This is a genomic window from Synechococcus sp. NB0720_010 (assembly GCF_023078835.1).
Classification (GTDB): Bacteria; Cyanobacteriota; Cyanobacteriia; order PCC-6307; family Cyanobiaceae; genus Vulcanococcus.
The window spans coordinates 1-17832 of sequence record NZ_CP090898.1 but is presented as its reverse complement, the minus strand read 5'-3'; the positions used below and the strand labels follow the sequence as shown (position 1 = coordinate 17832).

Here is a 17832-nt window from a genome sequence, read left to right as displayed (position 1 = left end):
GTCAGCGCAGACCGAAGATCTGCATCAACCCCGGGGCCAAGGCACGGGCCGCTTTACCCCGGGAGCCCAGTTTGTCCTTGAGGTGTTGCCCCATCTGGGCATAGGTCAGTCCTGCTTCCCGCACCCAGAAGATCGGGTCATAGCCGCCCCCTTGCCCCTGCGGGCTACTGAGAATCTCGCCGCGGCAGATCCCCTGGGACTCGAGCACAGGATTGCCCTCGGGATCGGAGAGCACCATGGCGCTGTTAAAGCTGCCGCTGCGGTAGGGGGTCATTCCCAGTTCCTCCAGTAGGCGTTGAATGCGCTCGGGATCGGTGGAGGCATAGCGGGCGGAATACAGCCCAGGCGCACCACCCAGGGCATCAACCTCCAAACCAGAGTCATCAGCCAGGGCCCACTGGCCCGTGAGCCGGGCCACGCTGCAGGCCTTCAGCCGAGCGTTCTCGAGATAGGTGGTACCCGTTTCTTCGATCTCGAGTCCCTCGGGCTGCTGACGCACCTCGAGCTCAACGGCATCGAGCATCGCTTGGATCTCGGCCACCTTGTAGGGGTTGCCACTGGCAATCACCAAGATCGGCTGGGGCGTGCCAGATCGCATCCAATGACACCAGGGGCCGCCATTGTGCCGCCTAAGGGGGTGAGGCAGGTTGGGTTGAACATTCCACCCCAGACAAATCCAGGGGCACCTGCCTCCCTCAAACCGTAGGGATCCCGCCCCGCTCGCGCAATGGCACTGATGCCTGATGTGTGCACCACGGAACAGTTCGAACGCGGCCACCTAGCGTCAAACGGCAGCCCCTCTCTGCAGGTTCGTCCATGGACACCAGCCTGGTCCTGCAGAACCTATTAACACCCCCGGTTCTGTTCTTTTTCCTCGGTGTTTTTGCCGTGCTCTTGGGCTCGGACCTGGAGATCCCGGCACCCCTACCCAAGCTCTTTTCGCTGTATCTCTTACTGGCAATTGGCTTTAAAGGGGGCCTTGAGCTACAGCACAGCGGCATCAGCGGGCAAGTGCTGCCAACCATTGCAGCGGCGATCTTGATGTCGCTGGTCGTTCCCCTCTATTCCTTTGGGGTACTGCGCTTGAAGCTCGACCGGTTCAATGCGGCGGCCATTGCCGGGACCTACGGCTCCATTTCAGCGGTGACGTTTATTACCGCCGAAAGCTTTCTCGAAACCCAACACCTCCAGCACGACGGCTTCATGGTGGCCGCCCTGGCCTTAATGGAGTCGCCAGCCATCATTGTTGGCCTGCTCCTGGTGAAGTTGGCAGGCCCGAAGGAGAACCCCAACAGCGAAGGAATGCGCTGGGGGGCCGTCCTGCACGAATCCCTGCTGAATGGCTCGGTCTACCTGCTCGTCGGCAGCCTGCTGGTGGGTTTCCTCAGTGCAGGCCAGAGTCCGAGCAGCGTTGAAAAGATGCTGCCCTTCACCGACAAGTTGTTCTACGGCGCCCTCAGCTTTTTCCTGCTGGACATGGGGATCGTCGCCGCCCAGCGAATCCGTGATCTCCAAGCGGCAGGAAGCTTCTTGATCGGCTTCGCCCTGCTGATGCCGCTTTGCAATGCCCTGATTGGCACCTTGATTGCCCGAGGCCTGGGACTGGGGCCGGGCAATGCCCTGCTCTTTGTTGTGTTGTGTGCCAGTGCCTCCTACATCGCGGTGCCTGCGGCGATGCGCATGACCGTCCCTGAAGCCAATCCGAGCTTCTACATCTCAACCGCGCTGGGGTTGACCTTCCCCTTCAACATCGTGATCGGCATCCCCCTGTACATGGCGCTGATCAATCGCATCCTTCCCTCCGCAAGCTGACGCCATGAAACGGGTTGATGTCGTGGTGAGCGAGCGGGAGCTCACACCCATCCTCAAAGCAATTGAGGTGGCGGGTGCAGCGGGTTACTCGGTGATGAAGCACGTCACAGGGAAAGGACCCCATGGATCCGTCTCAGAAGCGATGGACTTCAGCGGCCTTGGCGCCAATGCCCACGTCGTGACGTTTTGCGAGCCCGAGGTTGTGGAGCAACTGCGAACCAAGCTCAAACCGCTGCTCGATTACTACGGCGGAGTGGCCTACGTCTCCGAAGCAGAAATGCTCTAGCTGCAGTGCTTTTGGAGACACCCAGAGGCGTCGCAACCGCCAGCTAGAGAAGCATCCCCAAAGTTTTGTGAGGCACTGATGAGCGCCACTTATCAATGACTGTGGTGACGGTAATCGCGATTCAGGGCCAAATGTCTTGACTTACGGATCGTTGCCGAAGCATGGTTGCTGGCGAACATTCCACCCCTCCTCCAGGAGCAGGTAATGGCTAACGAAACCATGGGCATCGCCCTCGGCATGATCGAGACCCGGGGTCTGGTCCCCGCGATCGAAGCCGCTGACGCCATGACCAAGGCCGCCGAAGTGCGCCTGGTCGGTCGCGAATTCGTGGGCGGCGGTTACGTCACCGTTCTGGTGCGCGGCGAAACCGGTGCTGTGAACGCTGCCGTTCGCGCTGGCGCCGATGCCTGCGAGCGCGTGGGTGATGGCCTGGTTGCCGCCCACATCATTGCTCGCCCCCACCGTGAAGTGGAGCCTGCTCTCAACAGCAGCGCTGGCTTCGTTGGTTCGAAGGACTGAGGACTGAGCTAGGCCTCTAAAGGCCACTCATCTCTCTGACTTATTTCCCTCGACCCACTCGGAGATTCTCCATGGCTAAGAAGTACGACGCTGGGGTTAAGGAGTACCGCGACACGTATTGGACTCCTGACTACGTACCCCTCGACACCGACCTGCTGGCTTGCTTCAAGTGCACCGGCCAGGAAGGCGTTCCCAAGGAAGAAGTTGCAGCTGCTGTTGCCGCTGAATCTTCCACCGGCACCTGGTCCACTGTGTGGTCCGAGCTCCTCACCGACCTCGACTTCTACAAGGGCCGTTGCTACCGCATCGAAGACGTTCCTGGCGACAAGGAATCCTTCTATGCGTTCATCGCCTACCCCCTCGATCTGTTCGAAGAGGGTTCCGTCACCAACGTTCTGACCTCCCTGGTCGGCAACGTCTTCGGTTTCAAGGCACTGCGCCACCTGCGCCTGGAAGACATCCGCTTCCCGATGGCGTTCATCAAGACCTGCATGGGTCCCCCGAACGGCATCGTGGTCGAGCGCGACCGTATGAACAAGTACGGCCGTCCTCTGCTGGGTTGCACCATCAAGCCGAAGCTCGGCCTGAGCGGTAAAAACTACGGCCGTGTCGTCTACGAATGCCTCCGCGGCGGTCTGGACTTCACCAAGGACGACGAGAACATCAACTCTCAGCCTTTCCAGCGCTGGCAGAACCGTTTCGAGTTCGTTGCCGAAGCTGTGAAGTCCGCTGAGCAGGAGACCGGCGAGCGTAAGGGTCACTACCTGAACTGCACCGCCGCCACCCCTGAGCAGATGTACGAGCGGGCCGAGTTCGCCAAGGAACTCGGGCAGCCGATCATCATGCACGACTACATCACGGGTGGCTTCACCGCCAACACCGGTCTTGCACACTGGTGCCGTAAGAACGGCATCCTGCTGCACATCCACCGCGCCATGCACGCGGTGATCGACCGTCACCCCAAGCACGGCATCCACTTCCGCGTTCTCGCCAAGTGCCTGCGTCTCTCCGGTGGTGACCAGCTGCACACCGGCACCGTGGTCGGCAAGCTCGAGGGCGACCGTCAGTCCACCCTCGGCTACATCGACCAGCTGCGCGAATCCTTCGTTCCCGAAGATCGCAGCCGCGGTAACTTCTTCGACCAGGATTGGGGCTCCATGGGCGGCGTGTTCGCCGTGGCCTCCGGCGGTATCCACGTCTGGCACATGCCTGCCCTGGTGAGCATCTTCGGCGACGACTCGGTGCTCCAGTTCGGTGGTGGTACCCACGGTCACCCCTGGGGTTCTGCTGCTGGTGCTGCCGCTAACCGCGTGGCACTGGAAGCCTGCGTCAAAGCCCGTAACGCCGGTCGCGAGATTGAGCGCGAAGGCCGCGACATCCTCATGGAAGCCGCGAAGCACAGCCCCGAGCTGGCCATCGCCCTCGAGACCTGGAAGGAAATCAAGTTCGAGTTCGACACCGTCGACAAGCTCGACGTCAACTGATTTCGAAGCGATTGGGAATCGGAGTCAACATCCGTTGGCTCCATCCCATTCAGTGATCGGAACAGGACATCGAACCAAATCAAGGTTCATTCATTCCATCCATCTCAAGGAACCCCATGCCTTTCAAGAGCACCGTGGGTGACTACCAAACAGTCGCCACCCTGGAGACCTTCGGCTTCCTCCCGCCGATGACCCAGGACGAGATCTACGACCAGATCGCGTACATCATTGCCCAGGGTTGGAGCCCGCTCGTTGAGCACGTCCACCCCAGCCGCTCCATGGCCACCTACTGGTCCTACTGGAAGCTGCCCTTCTTCGGTGAGAAGGATCTGAGCGTCATCGTGAACGAGCTCGAAGCTTGCCACCGCGCTTACCCCGACCACCACGTGCGTCTCGTGGGCTACGACGCCTACACCCAAAGCCAAGGCGCTTGCTTCGTGGTGTTCGAAGGCCGCTGATTAGCTGCCTTCTAAAAGTTGTGGTCTCGATTCACCTCGAGACCACTCCTTCTTTTACTCATTAACCATCTGACTGCGATTTTTCGCATTCAGATTTCAAGCATTCCGATGCCGTGTTGACGCAAATCAACGGCTTCGTTAATGCCATCCAGTCATTCCATACACCGGGCGGACATGGCCACTAAATCGAGTCGCGAAGCAGCCCTTGAGCGCCGCAAGGCCCTCACCGACGGCGGCAAGAAAGCCACCGGTCGCTACGGCAGTGGTGGCGGTCGCGTCCGCAGCGTCGCGGATGCCCGTCCGACCCGGACCAACGCCGCTCCAAGTTCCGCACCGCGTCCCGCCGCAGCCGAGGCTCCCGCAGCCGCTCCGGCGCCTACCCGTCAGCTGTCCGCCCCCAGCAGCCACCGTTCCTCCGCTGGCAAGCGCGTTTCGAACCCCAGCCGCGATCTGGTGCTGTCCCGTCGCGAGGCCATGACCCGCGGCGGCAAGCGTGCCGACACCTCGAAGGACCGCACCCGCACCGACGTCGCCAAGGAAGCCCCGAAGGCCGCATCGGCACCGGCTGCTGAGCACAAGTGCAAGTGCCAAGAGACGACCAGCGATACCTCCTCTTCCCGTTCCGCCAGCCTCTCCCTCAGCACTGAGCGTCCCTCCAGCTCCTCCCGTGCTGCCGCAGGCAATCGCCCCGCAGCCCGCAAGGGCACGGCTGTCCACAACGCCAGCCGGGCACTTGTCCTGGCGCGCCGCGAAGCCCTGAGCAAGCGCGGCAAGTCCGCGAGCACGGCGGCCAAGTCCGGTGCAGCTGCTGTGGCCCGTCAGATCAACCCCGACCTCAGTGCCCGTGAGCTGGCGCAAAAGGTGCGTGAGCTCAAGAGCAAAACCGGTTCTGCGGGTACGGCTCGCAACAGCGGAACCCGCCCCAGTGGCCCCAATCGCCATGGCGCCAAGCAAGCCGCAGCCGCGGATGCCGCCTGGAAGGTGGGTGTGAGCGAGACCCTCTCTGGTCAGACCGTCACCGGCACCCAGGCCAACCGCTCGGCGAAAACCACCGGTAACGAAGCGGCCACCTGCCGCTCGATCACCGGGACCGAGTACCTCGGCGCCGAAGTCTTCCAGACCTTCTGCGGCGGTCAACCCGCAGGAAGCAACCAACCCGCCAAGGTGCGCGTCACCGCCACCAGCCATGGCAACCGTGTCACTGGCAATGAGGTCGGCCGCAGCGAAAAAGTGACCGGCGATGAGCCCGGCACCTGCAAGAGCGTCACCGGCACCGAGTACATCTCGGCCAACCAGTCCGCGTCCTACTGCGGTGGCGTTGACCCCTCGGTCCGCAAGGTGGGCCGCAGCCAGACCCTGGGCGGCCAAGCCGTCAGCGGCGTCATGGTGGGCCGCAGCGAGCGCGTCACTGGCGATGAGGCTGGTTCAGGCCGCCATCTGACCGGCGATCAATACCTCGGTTCCGACGCCAGTGTTCCTGGCCGTGCCGCGACCAAGGTCAGCAGCCAAAACACCCTGCGTGGCACCGGCGTGACCGGGACCTCCGTGGGCCGCAGCGAGCGGGTCACCGGCGATGAGGCCGGCAGCTGCCGCAACGTGACTGGCGATGAATACATCGGTAGTCAGCAGTTCGACAGCTTCTGTGGCACTCGCCCTGCGCCCGAAGCCGCCAAGGTGGGCTTCAGCATCACCAACCGCAACCAGGTCGTCAGCGGCAGCCGCACCGGTCGCTCCGAAAAGGTCACCGGTGATGAACCCGGTAGCTGCAAAGTCGTCACCGGCACCCCCTACGCCGGGCTCGAGCAGGCTGGTGATTTCTGCAACACCGCTGCCGTCCGTGCTGTCCGTGAGCGGACTCCCGTTCGCAACGCCAACCGCATGACCGGCATTCAGCCCGGCATTGGTGGTTCCCTGACCGGCGCCGAGCGTGGCGCCTGCGAAGACGTCACCGGTACTCCCTACGTCGGCGCCGATCAACAGGCCAGCGCCTGTGGCACCGCCCCCAGCCGCGATGCTGACTTTCCCCAGGCTCTGAATGGTGCTGACTGGCAACAGTTCAGTGTTCAGTCCCCTGCCCGCGCCGCCCAACAGGAGCGCGAAAGCACCGGTCGTGTGACCGGCAGCACCTACGAGCAAGGCGGAAGGATCACTGGCCCTTTCGACATGGCCAGCGGCAAGATCACCGGCACTGAGCAGTTCCGCTTCGACCGTCGCGCCAACCAGCGTCTGGCCCAGGCGCAACAGCCCGCCGCCATCGCCGCTGCTGAAGAGCCCGTCTCCCGGGTCACCGGTGAGGGTTCCGGCACCAAGATCACCGGCGACGACTGGGATCGCGGAGACCGCGTCACCGGCACCGAGGGCAGATCTGCCCGTCGCCGCAACCCCACCCGCGTTGGCCCGATGAGCGGGATGCCTGGCGCCCAGAACAAGCGCAACCAGGAAGTCCCTGCTCCGAACAACAAGGTGACCGGCTCCAGCGGCAGCACCGATCAGGGTTCCCTGATCACGGTCTCCGGCGGCGCCCGGGGCTAAGGAGCACTCCGCAATGCGTCGGCGTTCCGCCACTAACGAGCGGCCGCTTGCTCCCACGGCCCCCAGCCGCCGCCAAAACGGCACTGGGGTCCAGGAGTCAGCAGGCCCAGCGGAATCCCCCGCTGAGCTCAACCCCAGCAGCGCCTTGAGCAAGGTTCTGCGTCAGCGTGAACTGGCGAACGCCTCCCGCATTGGCAGCTCCAGGGCGAGCCGCGTGCGGGGCAAGACCTCAGCCGTTGCTGAGATCAAGTCCAAGCTGAGCAATCCACGCAGGGTGCGCCCGGTGGCGACCCAAGTCGTCCTGGACCGCCGCTCCAGCGGCCCCGTTCACTCCGGTGGTCTGCATCCCCTGAGCAACGGCCAGGCCAACGCCGCACTGCGGGCCTACGAGGAGCAAACCCTCGGTTCCTTTGATCGGATCGTGCCTGTCCTGAAGCGTCTCTCTGCGCTTCAGCACGAAAACAACTTTGTTGAGCAAGCCCAGCGCCTGGCCGTCGGTGAACTCGGCCATGAGCTGCCCCAGCCGGTCTTGGAGACCGCCTGGACCAGCCAGCTGGACATGCGCACCCTGTTCGCTTGGTGTGTGTTTGAGGCCTATGAACAGGCCAGCCTCTCCTTTTTCAACGACGACCCCCTTGCAGCGCAGGCCGGCAGCGCTGATGCCGAAGCCTTCAACACCTTCTTGCTGGAGTGCGGCTTCCATCTGCTGGATGTCACGCCCTGCGCCGATGGCCGCCTCGCCCATGCCATTGCCTACGCCCTGAGGCTGCCCTTCAGCTCGGTCCGCCGCCGCTCCCACGCGGGAGCGATGTTCGACGTGGAAAACACCGTTGATCGCTGGGTCAAGACCGAACACCGCCGCTATCGCGAAGGGCTCCCCAATCCAGCCCACGCCGACACCCGGTACCTCAAGACCGTCGTCTACCACTTCAGCTCGAAGGACCCCTGCCATGAGGGCTGTGCTGCCCATGGCAGCGACGACACGGCAGCTGCCGCCCAGGGCCTGCAGCGCCTACAGGATTTCCAGCAGGCCGTTGAGAACAGCTTCTGCTGCGGAGCCTCGGTGGATCTGCTGTTGGTCGGGATGGACACCGACACCGACGCCATTCGGGTCCACGTCCCCAGCGCCGACGGGAAGACCAACCTCGAGAGCTGGCTGGATGCCCGCGATGTCTACGCCGCGACCCGCTCGATGCGAGCCGATCAGGCCCGGATTGAGATCGAGAACCAGGTCAAAGCCGCAGCAGCCGCAACACCGGATGAGGGCATGGTCAAGCTGATCAGCCGCCTGATGGAGAACAACCTCTCCCAGATCGACTACGTCCGCCAGTACCACGGCGGCAGCTACACCGACTTCGGCCACGCCGAGCGCTTCATTGGCGTCGGCATCGGGTTCAAGGAAATCCACCTGCGCAACCTGACCTACTTCGCCTACATGGACACCGTTGAAGAGGGCGCCCCTGATCTCGATGTCGGGGTCAAGATCTTCAAGGGCCTCAACGTCTCCCGCGGCCTACCGATTCCTGTGGTGCTGCGGTTCGACTATCACGGTGCCGTTCCCGGCGCCCGGGAGCGGGCCATCCAGCACTGCGAGCGGGTCAAGGCTGCGATCGAGGCCCGCTACAGCGAGCTCTGCGAACAAGGACTCCTTCACACCCTGCTCACCGTGAGGGATCGGGATCGGCACGTGCCGGCTGAGACCGTAAGTTCCTCAATCACGTTCAACACAGGAGGGGGGCACTGACATGTTGATCTGCAAAGTGGTGAAGCCACTGGTTTCCACCAACCGCATCGCTGATTTTCAGCACAAGCATCTTCAGGTGGTGCTCGATGGCAGCACTCAGAAGGTGGCCGTCGATGCAGTCGGTGCCATCCCCGGGGATTGGGTGATCTGCGTCGGTAGCTCCGCCGCCCGCGAAGCCGCCGGCAGCAAGTCGTACCCCAGCGATCTGACGATCGTCGGGATCATTGACCATTGGGATCCCGAGGCCGGCAAAGAAATGGCCGCGGGCAAACCCCAAGGGGGCGCCAAGTAATGGAAATCATGCAGGTGATGGGATCGATGGTCTGCACCCAACGGGTGGAGGGTTTCGCGCACCAAACCCTGCGAATCCTGCGCAATAACAAAGGCAAGTTGAGCGTGGCCACCGATCCGGTGGGCGCCTCCCCCGGCAACTGGGTGTTCACCGCCAGTGGCTCCGCCGCTCGCCATGCCACCGGCAACGCCAACCTCTTCACCGATCTCACGATCGGCGGAATCATCGACCACTGGTCGCCCGACGGCTAAGGAGCCCCTGGTTCCTCCCAGCCAGCCTGGGTCCACTCCGTTATCTCCAGCGACCATCCACCGGGCTTAGCCCATCACCGTCATGGCCACACCACGTTCCCGAGCTACCAGCACTTCAGCCAGCGCTAAATCCAGCGCAGCCGCGAAGCCCGCTGCCGCCAAGCCGGCCGCCGGGACCACTCCGGTGACCGCAATCCCCGCGGCGGCTGCCAAGGCCACCACCGCCGCACCGGCGGCAGCGGCGGCAGCCTCCGCTCCCGTGACGGTGACCGCCAAGACGGTCGCCTCGACCCCTGCGAAGAGTGCGGCCAGCACAGCAGCGAAAGCTGCTCCCGCTGCCCGTCGCAGCAGCACCCGTGCTGCCGCCTCTCGCTCCTCTGCCTCCGGCTCGGGCTCCGGCGGCAACCGCTCCACCCCCTCCACTCGCACCTCCCCCATGGCTTCTTCCGTTCAAGGCATCGCTCTCGGCATGATCGAGACCCGCGGTCTGGTGCCCGCCATCGAGGCTGCTGATGCCATGACCAAGGCAGCCGAAGTGACCCTGATCGGTCGCGAGTTTGTCGGTGGTGGTTACGTCACCGTTCTGGTCCGCGGCGAAACCGGTGCTGTGAACGCCGCCGTTCGCGCCGGCGCCGATGCCTGCGAGCGCGTGGGTGATGGCCTCGTGGCCGCCCACATCATTGCCCGCCCCCACTCCGAGGTCGAGCCTGCTTTGGTGAGCAGCAACAACCGCCGGGCCTGATGACCATGGACGCCGTCCATCCGCGCGTCCTGGGTTTTCTTGGGCGTGCCCTCAGCCTTGAGCTGACCGCTGTTCAGCAGTACATGACCCAGGCCTCCCTCGTGGGGCTCTGGGGTGATGCGGCATCGGCCGATCGGTTCCGTGAGGAAACCGTCGAAGAGATGCAGCACGCTGAACGGATCGTCCAACAGATGCTGTCGCTTGGCGCGGCACCGGCTGCTTCCCAACTGCAGCCGGTGACCCATGCCGCCGATCTAGTGGGTCTGCTTGAGCAGAACGCCGATCTCGAGCAGCAGCTCGTCAACCATTACGACGAGGCGGTCCGCTTCTGTCGCTTGGTCAACGACCAAAACAACGCGGCCTTCTTCCAATCCCTGTTGGAGGACGAGCAGCACCACATGCAGGAGCTCGAGACCTGGCTCAACGAGCTCGGTGGGCGTCGTCCCCGCGGCTACGGGCGCTATGGCTCCCGCCGCCGCGGGGCACTGCAAGACCGCGCCACGTTCTGAGTCCATTCGGCGCTGGAGGATCTGCCCAACCGGGATCAGAAGCGCCTAGATTCCGCCGCCGAAGCTGCTTTCGGCGGCCCAATTCTTTAACCGTTTGAGCGCTGCTCTCCCCCTTCCCCTGCAACTGATCTGGCTGATCCCGGTGTACGGGTTCAGCGGGATGCTCCTGTCGTTGCCCTGGGCCACGGGGTGGATCAAACGCAATGGCCCGCGCCCGGCGGCCTACCTCAACCTTCTTGTCACCCTGCTGGCCGTGATCCACGGCAGCCTGGTGCTCCGATCGGTCTACGAGATCGGCCCCCAGCACCTCGATCTGGCCTGGTTCCAAGCCGCTGACCTCGACCTGCGCATCGGCTTCGATCTCTCGCTGACGAACCTGGCGGCCCTGGAGCTCGTCACGACGATGAGCCTGATCTGCCAGGTCTATGCCCTGGGCTACCTGGATAAGGAATGGTCGCTGGCCCGCTTCTACGCCCTGGTGGGCTTCTTTGAAGGGGCCATGAGTGGGGTGGTGCTCAGCAGCAACCTGTTCATGAGCTATTTCCTGCTGGAGATGCTCACCCTCTCCACCTATCTGCTGGTGGGCTTTTGGTATGCCCAACCGCTGGTGGTCACGGCCGCTCGGGACGCCTTCCTCACCAAGCGCGTCGGTGATGTCCTGCTGTTGATGGGGGTTGTGGCGCTCTCGGCCTTTGCCGGCTCAATGGAGTTCACCGACCTCTACGACTGGGCCGGCGGCTTGAAAGACAGTGGCGCCCTCGGCCCCCTGGGCATCACCCTGCTTGGCCTGGGGTTGATCGCCGGTCCGATGGGCAAGTGCGCCCAGTTCCCAATGCACCTCTGGCTGGATGAAGCCATGGAGGGCCCGAACCCGGCCTCGATCCTCAGGAACTCCGTCGTGGTGACCTGCGGCGCGATCGTCCTGATGAAGCTGATGCCGATCGTCCAGCTCTCACCACTCGCGACAGACGTCTTGCTGGCGGTGGGGGCCATCAGCGCTATCGGCGGAGCCCTGGTGTCGTTGGCCCAGGTGGACCTCAAGCGCGCCTTCAGCTACTCGACCACCTCCTATTTGGGGCTGGTCTTCATCGCCATTGCGCTGCAGCGCCCTGGCATCGCACTGCTGTTGCTCTTTGCCCACGGTCTGGCAAGGGCCCTGCAGTTCATGGGGGTGGGCAGCATCATCGCCACCACCAACTGCCAGGACCTGACTGAACTGGGCGGCATTGGTACCCGCATGCCCGCGACCTCTCTGGCCTTCATCATCGGCAGCGCCGGTGTTGTGGGCCTGCTGCCCTTGGGCTCCTTCTGGTGCTACGGCCTGATGATCAACAGCCTCAAGGAGAGCGACCCGGGCTTTGCGGTGGTCTTCTTGATCACCAACCTGTTGACGGCCACCAACGCCACCCGGGTCTACCGATCCGTCTTCCTTGGCAAACCACTGCCCAAAACCAAGCGCACCCCAGAGGTCAATTGGTTGATGGCCCTGCCCATCGTCAGCCTGAGCGTGATCGTGATGCTGCTGCCCGCGATGATGCAGCGCATTGATCCGGTTCCGGGGATCGCATCCTTCAGCCTCAGCATCGGGCTTGCGGTCGCGGCCTCCGGTCTGATTGGTGTCGTCATTGGGGCTGTGATTCCCCTGGATCAGTTCTGGTCGCGCTCGACCACCCCTTGGGTTCGAACCCTGCAGGACCTTCTGGCCTACGACTTCTACACACCAGAGATCTACAAGCGCACGGTGGTGAGCCTGGTGGCCAACTTGGCCCAATTCACCCGCTGGTTCGATCTCAACGTGATCAAGGCCATGGCTGATGGTGTCGGCAATCTCTCGATGGCCACAGCCAACGGCCTGAAGCTCAGCGTCAGCGGCAAGACCCAGAGCTATGTGCTCACGGTGCTCCTCGCGATTGTCTTGCTGCTTGGTGTGCTGCAGCTGGGGCGTGGGGGTTAATCGATGTTGCTGAGTTCTCTGCTGTTGATCCCCTTCCTGGGGACCGCCGCGCTGCTGCTTTGGCCTGGGGAGCAACCCCTGGGGCGCCTGCGGCTGATCACGATTGGAATCCTGGTGATCCAGCTGATCGCCAGCCTGGTGATCACCGTCCAGTTCGATCCCAGCGTGGCTGGGATGCAGCTCCAGGAGTTCCACCGCTGGGTCCCTGGCATTGGTCTGGATTACGCCCTCGGGATCGATGGCCTGTCCTTGCCCCTGGTGCTGATCAATGCCGCCCTGACCTTGGTCTCGGCGATCATCACCCGCGACATCGACCGAAGACCGCGGATCTACTTCGCCATGCTGCTGTTGATCAGCGGTGCGGTGAACGGGGCCTTCATCGCCGACAACCTGCTGCTGTTCTTCCTCTTCTATGAGCTGGAACTGATTCCGCTCTGGCTCTTGATCTCCGTCTGGGGCGGAGCGAACAAGGCCTATGCCGCCACGAAATTCCTGATCTTCACAGCGATCTCAGGAATGCTGATCCTGGGCGCCTTCCTCGGCTTGGCGCTGCTGACTGGAACCGTGGATTTCAGCATCACCCCGGTCCTCTCCGATCGTCTGGCCATGGGCGGTCAGATCGTGCTCCTGGTTGCGATCTTGCTGGGCTTTGGGATCAAGATCCCGCTGGTGCCGCTGCACAACTGGCTGCCCGATGCCCACACCCAGGCCGCTACTCCGGTGTCGGTTCTCCTGGCTGGTGTGCTGCTGAAGCTCGGCACCTATGGGCTGCTGCGTTTTGGCCTGCAGCTCTTCCCAGAGGCCTGGGCTGAGCTGGCCCCTGGCCTCGCGATCTGGGCGGCCATCTCCGTGCTCTACGGCTCCCTGGCGGCCATTGCCCAGACCGACATGAAGCGGATGGTCGCCTTCAGCTCCGTCGGCCACATGGGCTACGTGCTCCTGGCTGCCGCGGCCAACACCCCCATCAGCCTGCTGGGGGCGGTGTTCCAGATGGTGGCCCACGGTCTGATCTCGGCCCTGCTCTTCCTGCTGGTGGGCATCGTCTACCGCAAGACCGGCACCCGCGACCTCAAGGTGCTCCATGGTTTGTTGAGCCCTGAAAAGGGTCTCCCCCTGACGGGGACGTTGATGATCCTGGCGGTGATGGCCAGCGCCGGCCTGCCGGGCATGGCCGGATTCATCTCGGAATTCCTGGTCTTCCGCGGCAGCATCAGCGCCTTCCCGGTCGCCACCCTGCTTTCGATGGTGGGCTCGGGACTGACGGCCGTGTACTTCCTGCTGCTGGTGAACCGCGCCTTCTTTGGCCGCCTCTCCATTACCCCCGACAGCGACGATCCCATTCGGGATGCACGCTTGGATGTCCAACTCGCGCCGGTAGCTCCCCGGGAGACCTATCCCGCCCTTGCCCTGGCCGCAGCGATCATTGGCCTGGGCCTCTTACCGTTTGGCCTCAGCTATCTGAGCGAAACCTCGCTCACAGCCTTGGCCCTGCAATCGATGGGAGTGAGCTGAGATGCCTGTCATTCCTGCTGAGCTGGTTCACAGCACCCCCGGCCTCGACGCCGAGCAGATCATCGCCAAACTCCTCGGAGGTGAGACCCTGCTGAGCGACACCGCCGATCACCTCATTGAGGTGGTCGATGTGCTCGAGAGCTATGGCGAGGTGCTCGATGCCTACAGCAAAAACCTGATCTACCAAGGGGAACATCAGTTCCTCAACCCATTCCCGATCTTTAAGTACCTCGACGGGGACCTCAGCCCCGCCAAGATCTGGCGCCATCTCAACCACGACCGCATCAACTTCGAGTACGCCGAGTACTGCATGAAGGGCATGCTCTGGCATGCCACCGGCGGGATGGATGCCTACTTCGACAGTGAGGCCTTTAGCGAGAACTGCAAGGCGATCATTGCCGCCAAGCGCCGACGTGATCCGCTGCTGGCGATCCTGCATCCCCTGTTCCCCGACTTCCTTAGCGAACTGATTCGCAACGCCGCCACCACCCATGCCTTGGGGCAGTTCTGGCGGGTGATGAGCGATTTGTTCATCGACCTGGCCAAGGCGGAACGCTCCGGTGCTGTGCGATCGATCCCGGATGTGGTCGACTTCATCAAGCAGGGGCTCGTGGCCGCCGCCGCCAACCCGATCGAATACGGCGTGATGATCGGCGGCCAACGGTTCTGGATCCTGCCGCCGGAAGCCAAGCTCACCTTCCTGGTGGATGTAGCCGTTCCCTACGTCGAGGCGGTCTTCCTACGGGGAATGCCCTTCTTGGGCACCGTCAGCTACAACGCCCAGGCCCAGCAAATCTCACCGGACCAGGCGACCTTCACCTACGGCGCGCTCTATGCCGACCCTCTGCCCACGATGGGTGCGGGCGTGCCCCCCAGCCTGCTGATGCAGGACATGTACCGCCATCTTCCGGAGCGATTGCACCAGTGGTATCTGGTGCGCACCCGCGGAGAAGGGGACGTGCGCGAAAAGATCTGCCGCAGCTTCCAGAAGTCGATGTTCTGCGTGACCAACGCCGCCATCAGCGGCACCATGCCCCACGCCCTGGACACGACCAACCCGGAAGAACAGGAGGCCAATCGCGCCTATGCCGCCTCCTGGGCCGCTCGCCTGGTGATTGGCCGCACCGATTGCCTCGCGGCGTAGGGTCAACCCATGGATCAACTCTGGAATCCCCGGCCCAAGCCCGATCGCGTTGAGTGGCTGGAGCGCCGGATTGAGTTCGAGGACTACGCCGGGAACCGGGCGTTTTTGGATCGCCTCAACGATTTCTGCGAGCAGGAAGGGCGCTACCCCGACATCAGTTTTGGGCGTACATACGTGAACATCACCCTCCGGCCCGAGGAGGAGGGGGCGAGCATCGGCGAGGCTGACCTCGCGTTTGCCGCTGCCATCGATGGCCTCGTCTGAGCAGCCCGACAACACGCCCGTCGATCTCCAGGCCGCCTATGAGGGGGCCGAGGTCCAAGAGGTTCTCGATCAGCTGGACCAAGAGTTGATTGGACTCCAGCCGGTCAAGACCCGGATCCGTGAAATCGCCGCCCTACTGGTCGTCGACCGGGCCCGCAAGCAGGTGGGACTCTCCACCACGGCCCCCAGCCTGCACATGTCCTTCACCGGTCGGCCAGGAACGGGAAAGACGACCGTGGCCGAGCGGATGTCCCAAATCCTGCACAAGCTCGGCTACGTGCGCAAAGGCCATGTGGTCACCGCCACCCGGGATGATCTGGTGGGGCAATACATCGGCCACACCGCTCCCAAGACCCGGGAGATGCTCAAAAAGGCGATGGGTGGGGTGCTGTTTATTGATGAGGCCTACTACCTCTATCGCCCTGAAAATGAGCGCGACTACGGAGCCGAGGCGATTGAGATCCTGCTCCAGGTCATGGAGAACAACCGCGATGACCTGGTGGTGATCTTTGCCGGTTACAAGGAGCGGATGGATGTTTTTTACCAAAGCAATCCTGGGCTCTCCTCTCGGGTGGCCAACCACATCGACTTCCCGGATTACAGCGCCAGCGAACTGCTTGCCATTGCGCGGCTGATCCTGGCGGAGGAGAACTACCGCTTCAGCGAGGAGGCCCTGGCGGCCTTCGAGGATTACATCGATCGGCGCATGCAACTGCCGTTCTTTGCCAATGCCCGCTCGATTCGCAATGCGATCGATCGCTCGCGGATGCGCCAAGCCAATCGCCTGTTCAATGTGATGAACAGCAGTCAGCTCACCAAGCTGGATCTGATGACGATCGAAGCGGAGGACATCACCGCCAGCCGCGTCTTCTCCGGGGAGGTCGAAGGCCTTGACCCCAGTGAACCGATCACCGGCTAATCCCTAGCGGGTCCGGCGGCGGGAGTCGATCTGGAGAAGGTCGCGGACCTGTTGAATCTGACGGCCCAACTGGGGGTCAGCCGCCAGCTTCTTCTCGGTTTGATCCACGGCGTACATCACGGTGGAGTGATCCTTGCCGCCAAAGGCATCGCCAATGCGGGGCAGGGACAAATTGGTGCCCTGGCGCATCAGGTACATGCCCACCTGCCGGGCCTGGCTCACGGCCCGCTTACGGCTGGCGCTCTTCATCTCATCGACGCCCACACCGAAGACCTCGGCCACCTTGTTCAAGACTTGATCCGGGGTGACCTCCACCTCAACACCGGCCGGTTCGAGCATCGGTGCCACCGATTCCACAGTCATCGGCAGACCGGTGATCGAAGCAAAGGCAACGGCTCGGGTCAGGGCACCCTCGAGCTCGCGAATGTTTGAGGTGAAGCGACCCGCGAGGTATTGGATCAGGTCCCGGGGCAGGCTGACCCGCTCGTGCTCCGCCTTCTTTTGCAGGATCGCCATCCGCGTTTCCAAATCAGGCGTTTGGATATCCGCGATCAGGCCCATCGAGAAGCGTGAGATCAAACGCTCCTGCAGGCGGGGAATCTGGCTTGGGGGACGATCGCTGGCAATCACGATCTGGCGCCCGGCCTCATGCAGGGCGTTGAAGGTGTGGAAGAACTCCTCCTGGGTGTACTCCTTGCCCTCGATGAACTGGATGTCATCCACCAGGATCAAATCGGCAGCCCGGTAGCGATCCCGAAATTTCTGCATGCCGTCCTTGCGGATGGCCTGGATCAGATCGTTCGTGAAGGTCTCAGTGCTGACGTAGGCGACCCGGGCCTCCGGATCAATCTCCAGGCGGTAGTGGCCAATGGCCTGCATCAGGTGGGTTTTACCCAGACCCACCCCGCCGCAGATGAACAGCGGGTTGAACTCACGGCCGGGGGCCTCAGCGACGGCCAACGCCGCGGCATGGGCCATTCGACTGTTGGGCCCGACCACGAAGCGGTTGAAGACGTAGCGGGGATTCAGGCCCGGGGCCAACTTGCGCGGGGCCTCACCCGTGGCCGTGCGCTGCTGGGGGGCAGCGGAGCCTGGGGCCACCTCGACCCCGGCGGTCGTGGGGGGCTGACCGTTCAGGGTGATGCCCTGGGCGGACTCACCACCGGCCTCGACGCTGACCGCGATCGGGCGACCGGCGATCTCGCTGGCCACCGCGGCAATGGTGCTCAGGTAGTTCTTGCGCAGCCAGCCGCAAGCAAAGGTATTGGGGGCCAGCAGCTGCAGCTCGTTGCCCTGCAGGTCGACACACGTGGCCGGACGAATCCAGGTCTCAAACGTGGGTTTGGAGAGATTGCCTTGGAGTGCTTCTTGAACCTGACGCCACAGCGTTTCTCCCTGCTGCACCGTCAC

19 protein-coding genes are annotated in these 17832 nt (G+C 63.2%); 16 read left to right on the top strand and 3 right to left on the bottom strand.

Annotation, left to right across the window (positions count from 1 at the left end; genetic code table 11):
• Window position 1: 1 nt before the first annotated feature.
• The gene (rdgB, locus tag LY254_RS00095) at window positions 2-598 is read right to left on the bottom strand and encodes an RdgB/HAM1 family non-canonical purine NTP pyrophosphatase (protein WP_247477772.1); all 597 of its coding nucleotides are present in this window, start codon (window positions 596-598) and stop codon (window positions 2-4) included.
• Window positions 599-816: 218 nt separating this feature from the next.
• Here rdgB and LY254_RS00090 point away from each other — a divergent pair, with 218 nt between their 5' ends.
• The 9 genes from LY254_RS00090 to LY254_RS00050 all read left to right on the top strand — a co-directional run bounded on the left by LY254_RS00090 (window position 817) and on the right by LY254_RS00050 (window position 9378).
• On the top strand, window positions 817-1812 hold the full coding sequence (locus LY254_RS00090) for a sodium-dependent bicarbonate transport family permease (RefSeq protein WP_247477770.1): 996 nt from the start codon (window positions 817-819) through the stop codon (window positions 1810-1812).
• Between the two features lie 4 nt (window positions 1813-1816).
• On the top strand, window positions 1817-2098 hold the full coding sequence (locus tag LY254_RS00085; protein WP_247477768.1) for a P-II family nitrogen regulator: 282 nt from the start codon (window positions 1817-1819) through the stop codon (window positions 2096-2098).
• Between the two features lie 204 nt (window positions 2099-2302).
• Entirely contained in the window at window positions 2303-2617 is a 315-nt protein-coding gene (locus tag LY254_RS00080; protein ID WP_010306728.1) for a BMC domain-containing protein, read from the top strand.
• Window positions 2618-2688: 71 nt separating this feature from the next.
• Window positions 2689-4101, top strand: coding sequence for a form I ribulose bisphosphate carboxylase large subunit (locus LY254_RS00075; RefSeq protein WP_010316539.1), 1413 nt, complete (start codon window positions 2689-2691; stop codon window positions 4099-4101).
• A gap of 116 nt (window positions 4102-4217) precedes the next feature.
• A complete protein-coding gene (locus LY254_RS00070) occupies window positions 4218-4559 on the top strand; it encodes a ribulose bisphosphate carboxylase small subunit (protein WP_010316537.1) in 342 nt (113 codons plus the stop codon).
• Between the two features lie 174 nt (window positions 4560-4733).
• A complete protein-coding gene (locus LY254_RS00065) occupies window positions 4734-7091 on the top strand; it encodes a CsoS2 family carboxysome shell protein (RefSeq protein ID WP_247477765.1) in 2358 nt (785 codons plus the stop codon).
• A gap of 13 nt (window positions 7092-7104) precedes the next feature.
• A complete protein-coding gene (locus LY254_RS00060; RefSeq protein ID WP_247477762.1) occupies window positions 7105-8835 on the top strand; it encodes a carboxysome shell carbonic anhydrase in 1731 nt (576 codons plus the stop codon).
• A gap of 1 nt (window position 8836) precedes the next feature.
• Window positions 8837-9127 carry a carboxysome peptide A gene (locus tag LY254_RS00055; RefSeq protein ID WP_247477759.1) on the top strand — a complete coding sequence of 97 codons (291 nt, stop codon included), beginning with the start codon at window positions 8837-8839 and terminating at the stop codon, window positions 9125-9127.
• A complete protein-coding gene (locus LY254_RS00050) occupies window positions 9127-9378 on the top strand; it encodes a carboxysome peptide B (protein ID WP_010316530.1) in 252 nt (83 codons plus the stop codon). Before LY254_RS00055 ends, LY254_RS00050 begins: the two co-directional genes overlap by 1 nt.
• A 66-nt stretch (window positions 9379-9444) precedes the next feature.
• Here the strand turns inward: LY254_RS00050 and LY254_RS13040 are convergent, their stop codons facing one another.
• On the bottom strand, window positions 9445-9816 hold the full coding sequence (locus tag LY254_RS13040; RefSeq protein WP_247477757.1) for a hypothetical protein: 372 nt from the start codon (window positions 9814-9816) through the stop codon (window positions 9445-9447).
• Between LY254_RS13040 and LY254_RS13035 the strand changes: the two genes are divergently transcribed.
• The 7 genes from LY254_RS13035 to cbbX all read left to right on the top strand — a co-directional run bounded on the left by LY254_RS13035 (window position 9815) and on the right by cbbX (window position 16422).
• Window positions 9815-10120, top strand: coding sequence for a BMC domain-containing protein (locus LY254_RS13035; protein ID WP_029626246.1), 306 nt, complete (start codon window positions 9815-9817; stop codon window positions 10118-10120). The two genes, LY254_RS13040 and LY254_RS13035, sit on opposite strands and share 2 nt — an antisense overlap.
• On the top strand, window positions 10120-10629 hold the full coding sequence (locus tag LY254_RS00035) for a ferritin-like domain-containing protein (RefSeq protein WP_247477754.1): 510 nt from the start codon (window positions 10120-10122) through the stop codon (window positions 10627-10629). Before LY254_RS13035 ends, LY254_RS00035 begins: the two co-directional genes overlap by 1 nt.
• 94 nt (window positions 10630-10723) lie before the next feature.
• Window positions 10724-12583, top strand: a complete 1860-nt coding sequence (locus tag LY254_RS00030) for an NAD(P)H-quinone oxidoreductase subunit F (RefSeq protein WP_247477753.1) — start codon at window positions 10724-10726, stop codon at window positions 12581-12583.
• A gap of 3 nt (window positions 12584-12586) precedes the next feature.
• The gene (locus LY254_RS00025) at window positions 12587-14095 is read left to right on the top strand and encodes an NADH-quinone oxidoreductase subunit M (protein WP_247477750.1); all 1509 of its coding nucleotides are present in this window, start codon (window positions 12587-12589) and stop codon (window positions 14093-14095) included.
• Window position 14096: 1 nt separating this feature from the next.
• Entirely contained in the window at window positions 14097-15239 is a 1143-nt protein-coding gene (locus LY254_RS00020) for a CO2 hydration protein (protein ID WP_247477747.1), read from the top strand.
• 9 nt (window positions 15240-15248) lie between these two features.
• The gene (locus LY254_RS00015) at window positions 15249-15503 is read left to right on the top strand and encodes a 4a-hydroxytetrahydrobiopterin dehydratase (protein ID WP_247477744.1); all 255 of its coding nucleotides are present in this window, start codon (window positions 15249-15251) and stop codon (window positions 15501-15503) included.
• Window positions 15490-16422 carry a CbbX protein gene (gene cbbX, locus LY254_RS00010; RefSeq protein ID WP_010316507.1) on the top strand — a complete coding sequence of 311 codons (933 nt, stop codon included), beginning with the start codon at window positions 15490-15492 and terminating at the stop codon, window positions 16420-16422. Before LY254_RS00015 ends, cbbX begins: the two co-directional genes overlap by 14 nt.
• Before the next feature lie 3 nt (window positions 16423-16425).
• Here the strand turns inward: cbbX and dnaA are convergent, their stop codons facing one another.
• A complete protein-coding gene (dnaA, locus tag LY254_RS00005; RefSeq protein WP_247477741.1) occupies window positions 16426-17832 on the bottom strand; it encodes a chromosomal replication initiator protein DnaA in 1407 nt (468 codons plus the stop codon).

Bases quoted from the DNA above. Each gene is read 5' to 3' on its own strand.
- LY254_RS13040 (WP_247477757.1), bottom strand. From the start codon at position 9,816: ATGGGGGAGGTGCGAGTGGAGGGGGTGGAGCGGTTGCCGCCGGAGCCC.
- LY254_RS00075 (WP_010316539.1), top strand. From the start codon at position 2,689: ATGGCTAAGAAGTACGACGCTGGGGTTAAGGAGTACCGCGACACGTAT.
- LY254_RS00065 (WP_247477765.1), top strand. From the start codon at position 4,734: ATGGCCACTAAATCGAGTCGCGAAGCAGCCCTTGAGCGCCGCAAGGCC.
- LY254_RS00015 (WP_247477744.1), top strand. From the start codon at position 15,249: ATGGATCAACTCTGGAATCCCCGGCCCAAGCCCGATCGCGTTGAGTGG.
- LY254_RS00025 (WP_247477750.1), top strand. From the start codon at position 12,587: ATGTTGCTGAGTTCTCTGCTGTTGATCCCCTTCCTGGGGACCGCCGCG.
- LY254_RS00080 (WP_010306728.1), top strand. From the start codon at position 2,303: ATGGCTAACGAAACCATGGGCATCGCCCTCGGCATGATCGAGACCCGG.
- LY254_RS13035 (WP_029626246.1), top strand. From the start codon at position 9,815: ATGGCTTCTTCCGTTCAAGGCATCGCTCTCGGCATGATCGAGACCCGC.
- LY254_RS00050 (WP_010316530.1), top strand. From the start codon at position 9,127: ATGGAAATCATGCAGGTGATGGGATCGATGGTCTGCACCCAACGGGTG.
- LY254_RS00035 (WP_247477754.1), top strand. From the start codon at position 10,120: ATGACCATGGACGCCGTCCATCCGCGCGTCCTGGGTTTTCTTGGGCGT.
- LY254_RS00060 (WP_247477762.1), top strand. From the start codon at position 7,105: ATGCGTCGGCGTTCCGCCACTAACGAGCGGCCGCTTGCTCCCACGGCC.
- cbbX (WP_010316507.1), top strand. From the start codon at position 15,490: ATGGCCTCGTCTGAGCAGCCCGACAACACGCCCGTCGATCTCCAGGCC.
- LY254_RS00070 (WP_010316537.1), top strand. From the start codon at position 4,218: ATGCCTTTCAAGAGCACCGTGGGTGACTACCAAACAGTCGCCACCCTG.
- LY254_RS00055 (WP_247477759.1), top strand. From the start codon at position 8,837: ATGTTGATCTGCAAAGTGGTGAAGCCACTGGTTTCCACCAACCGCATC.
- LY254_RS00020 (WP_247477747.1), top strand. From the start codon at position 14,097: ATGCCTGTCATTCCTGCTGAGCTGGTTCACAGCACCCCCGGCCTCGAC.
- LY254_RS00085 (WP_247477768.1), top strand. From the start codon at position 1,817: ATGAAACGGGTTGATGTCGTGGTGAGCGAGCGGGAGCTCACACCCATC.
- LY254_RS00090 (WP_247477770.1), top strand. From the start codon at position 817: ATGGACACCAGCCTGGTCCTGCAGAACCTATTAACACCCCCGGTTCTG.
- rdgB (WP_247477772.1), bottom strand. From the start codon at position 598: ATGCGATCTGGCACGCCCCAGCCGATCTTGGTGATTGCCAGTGGCAAC.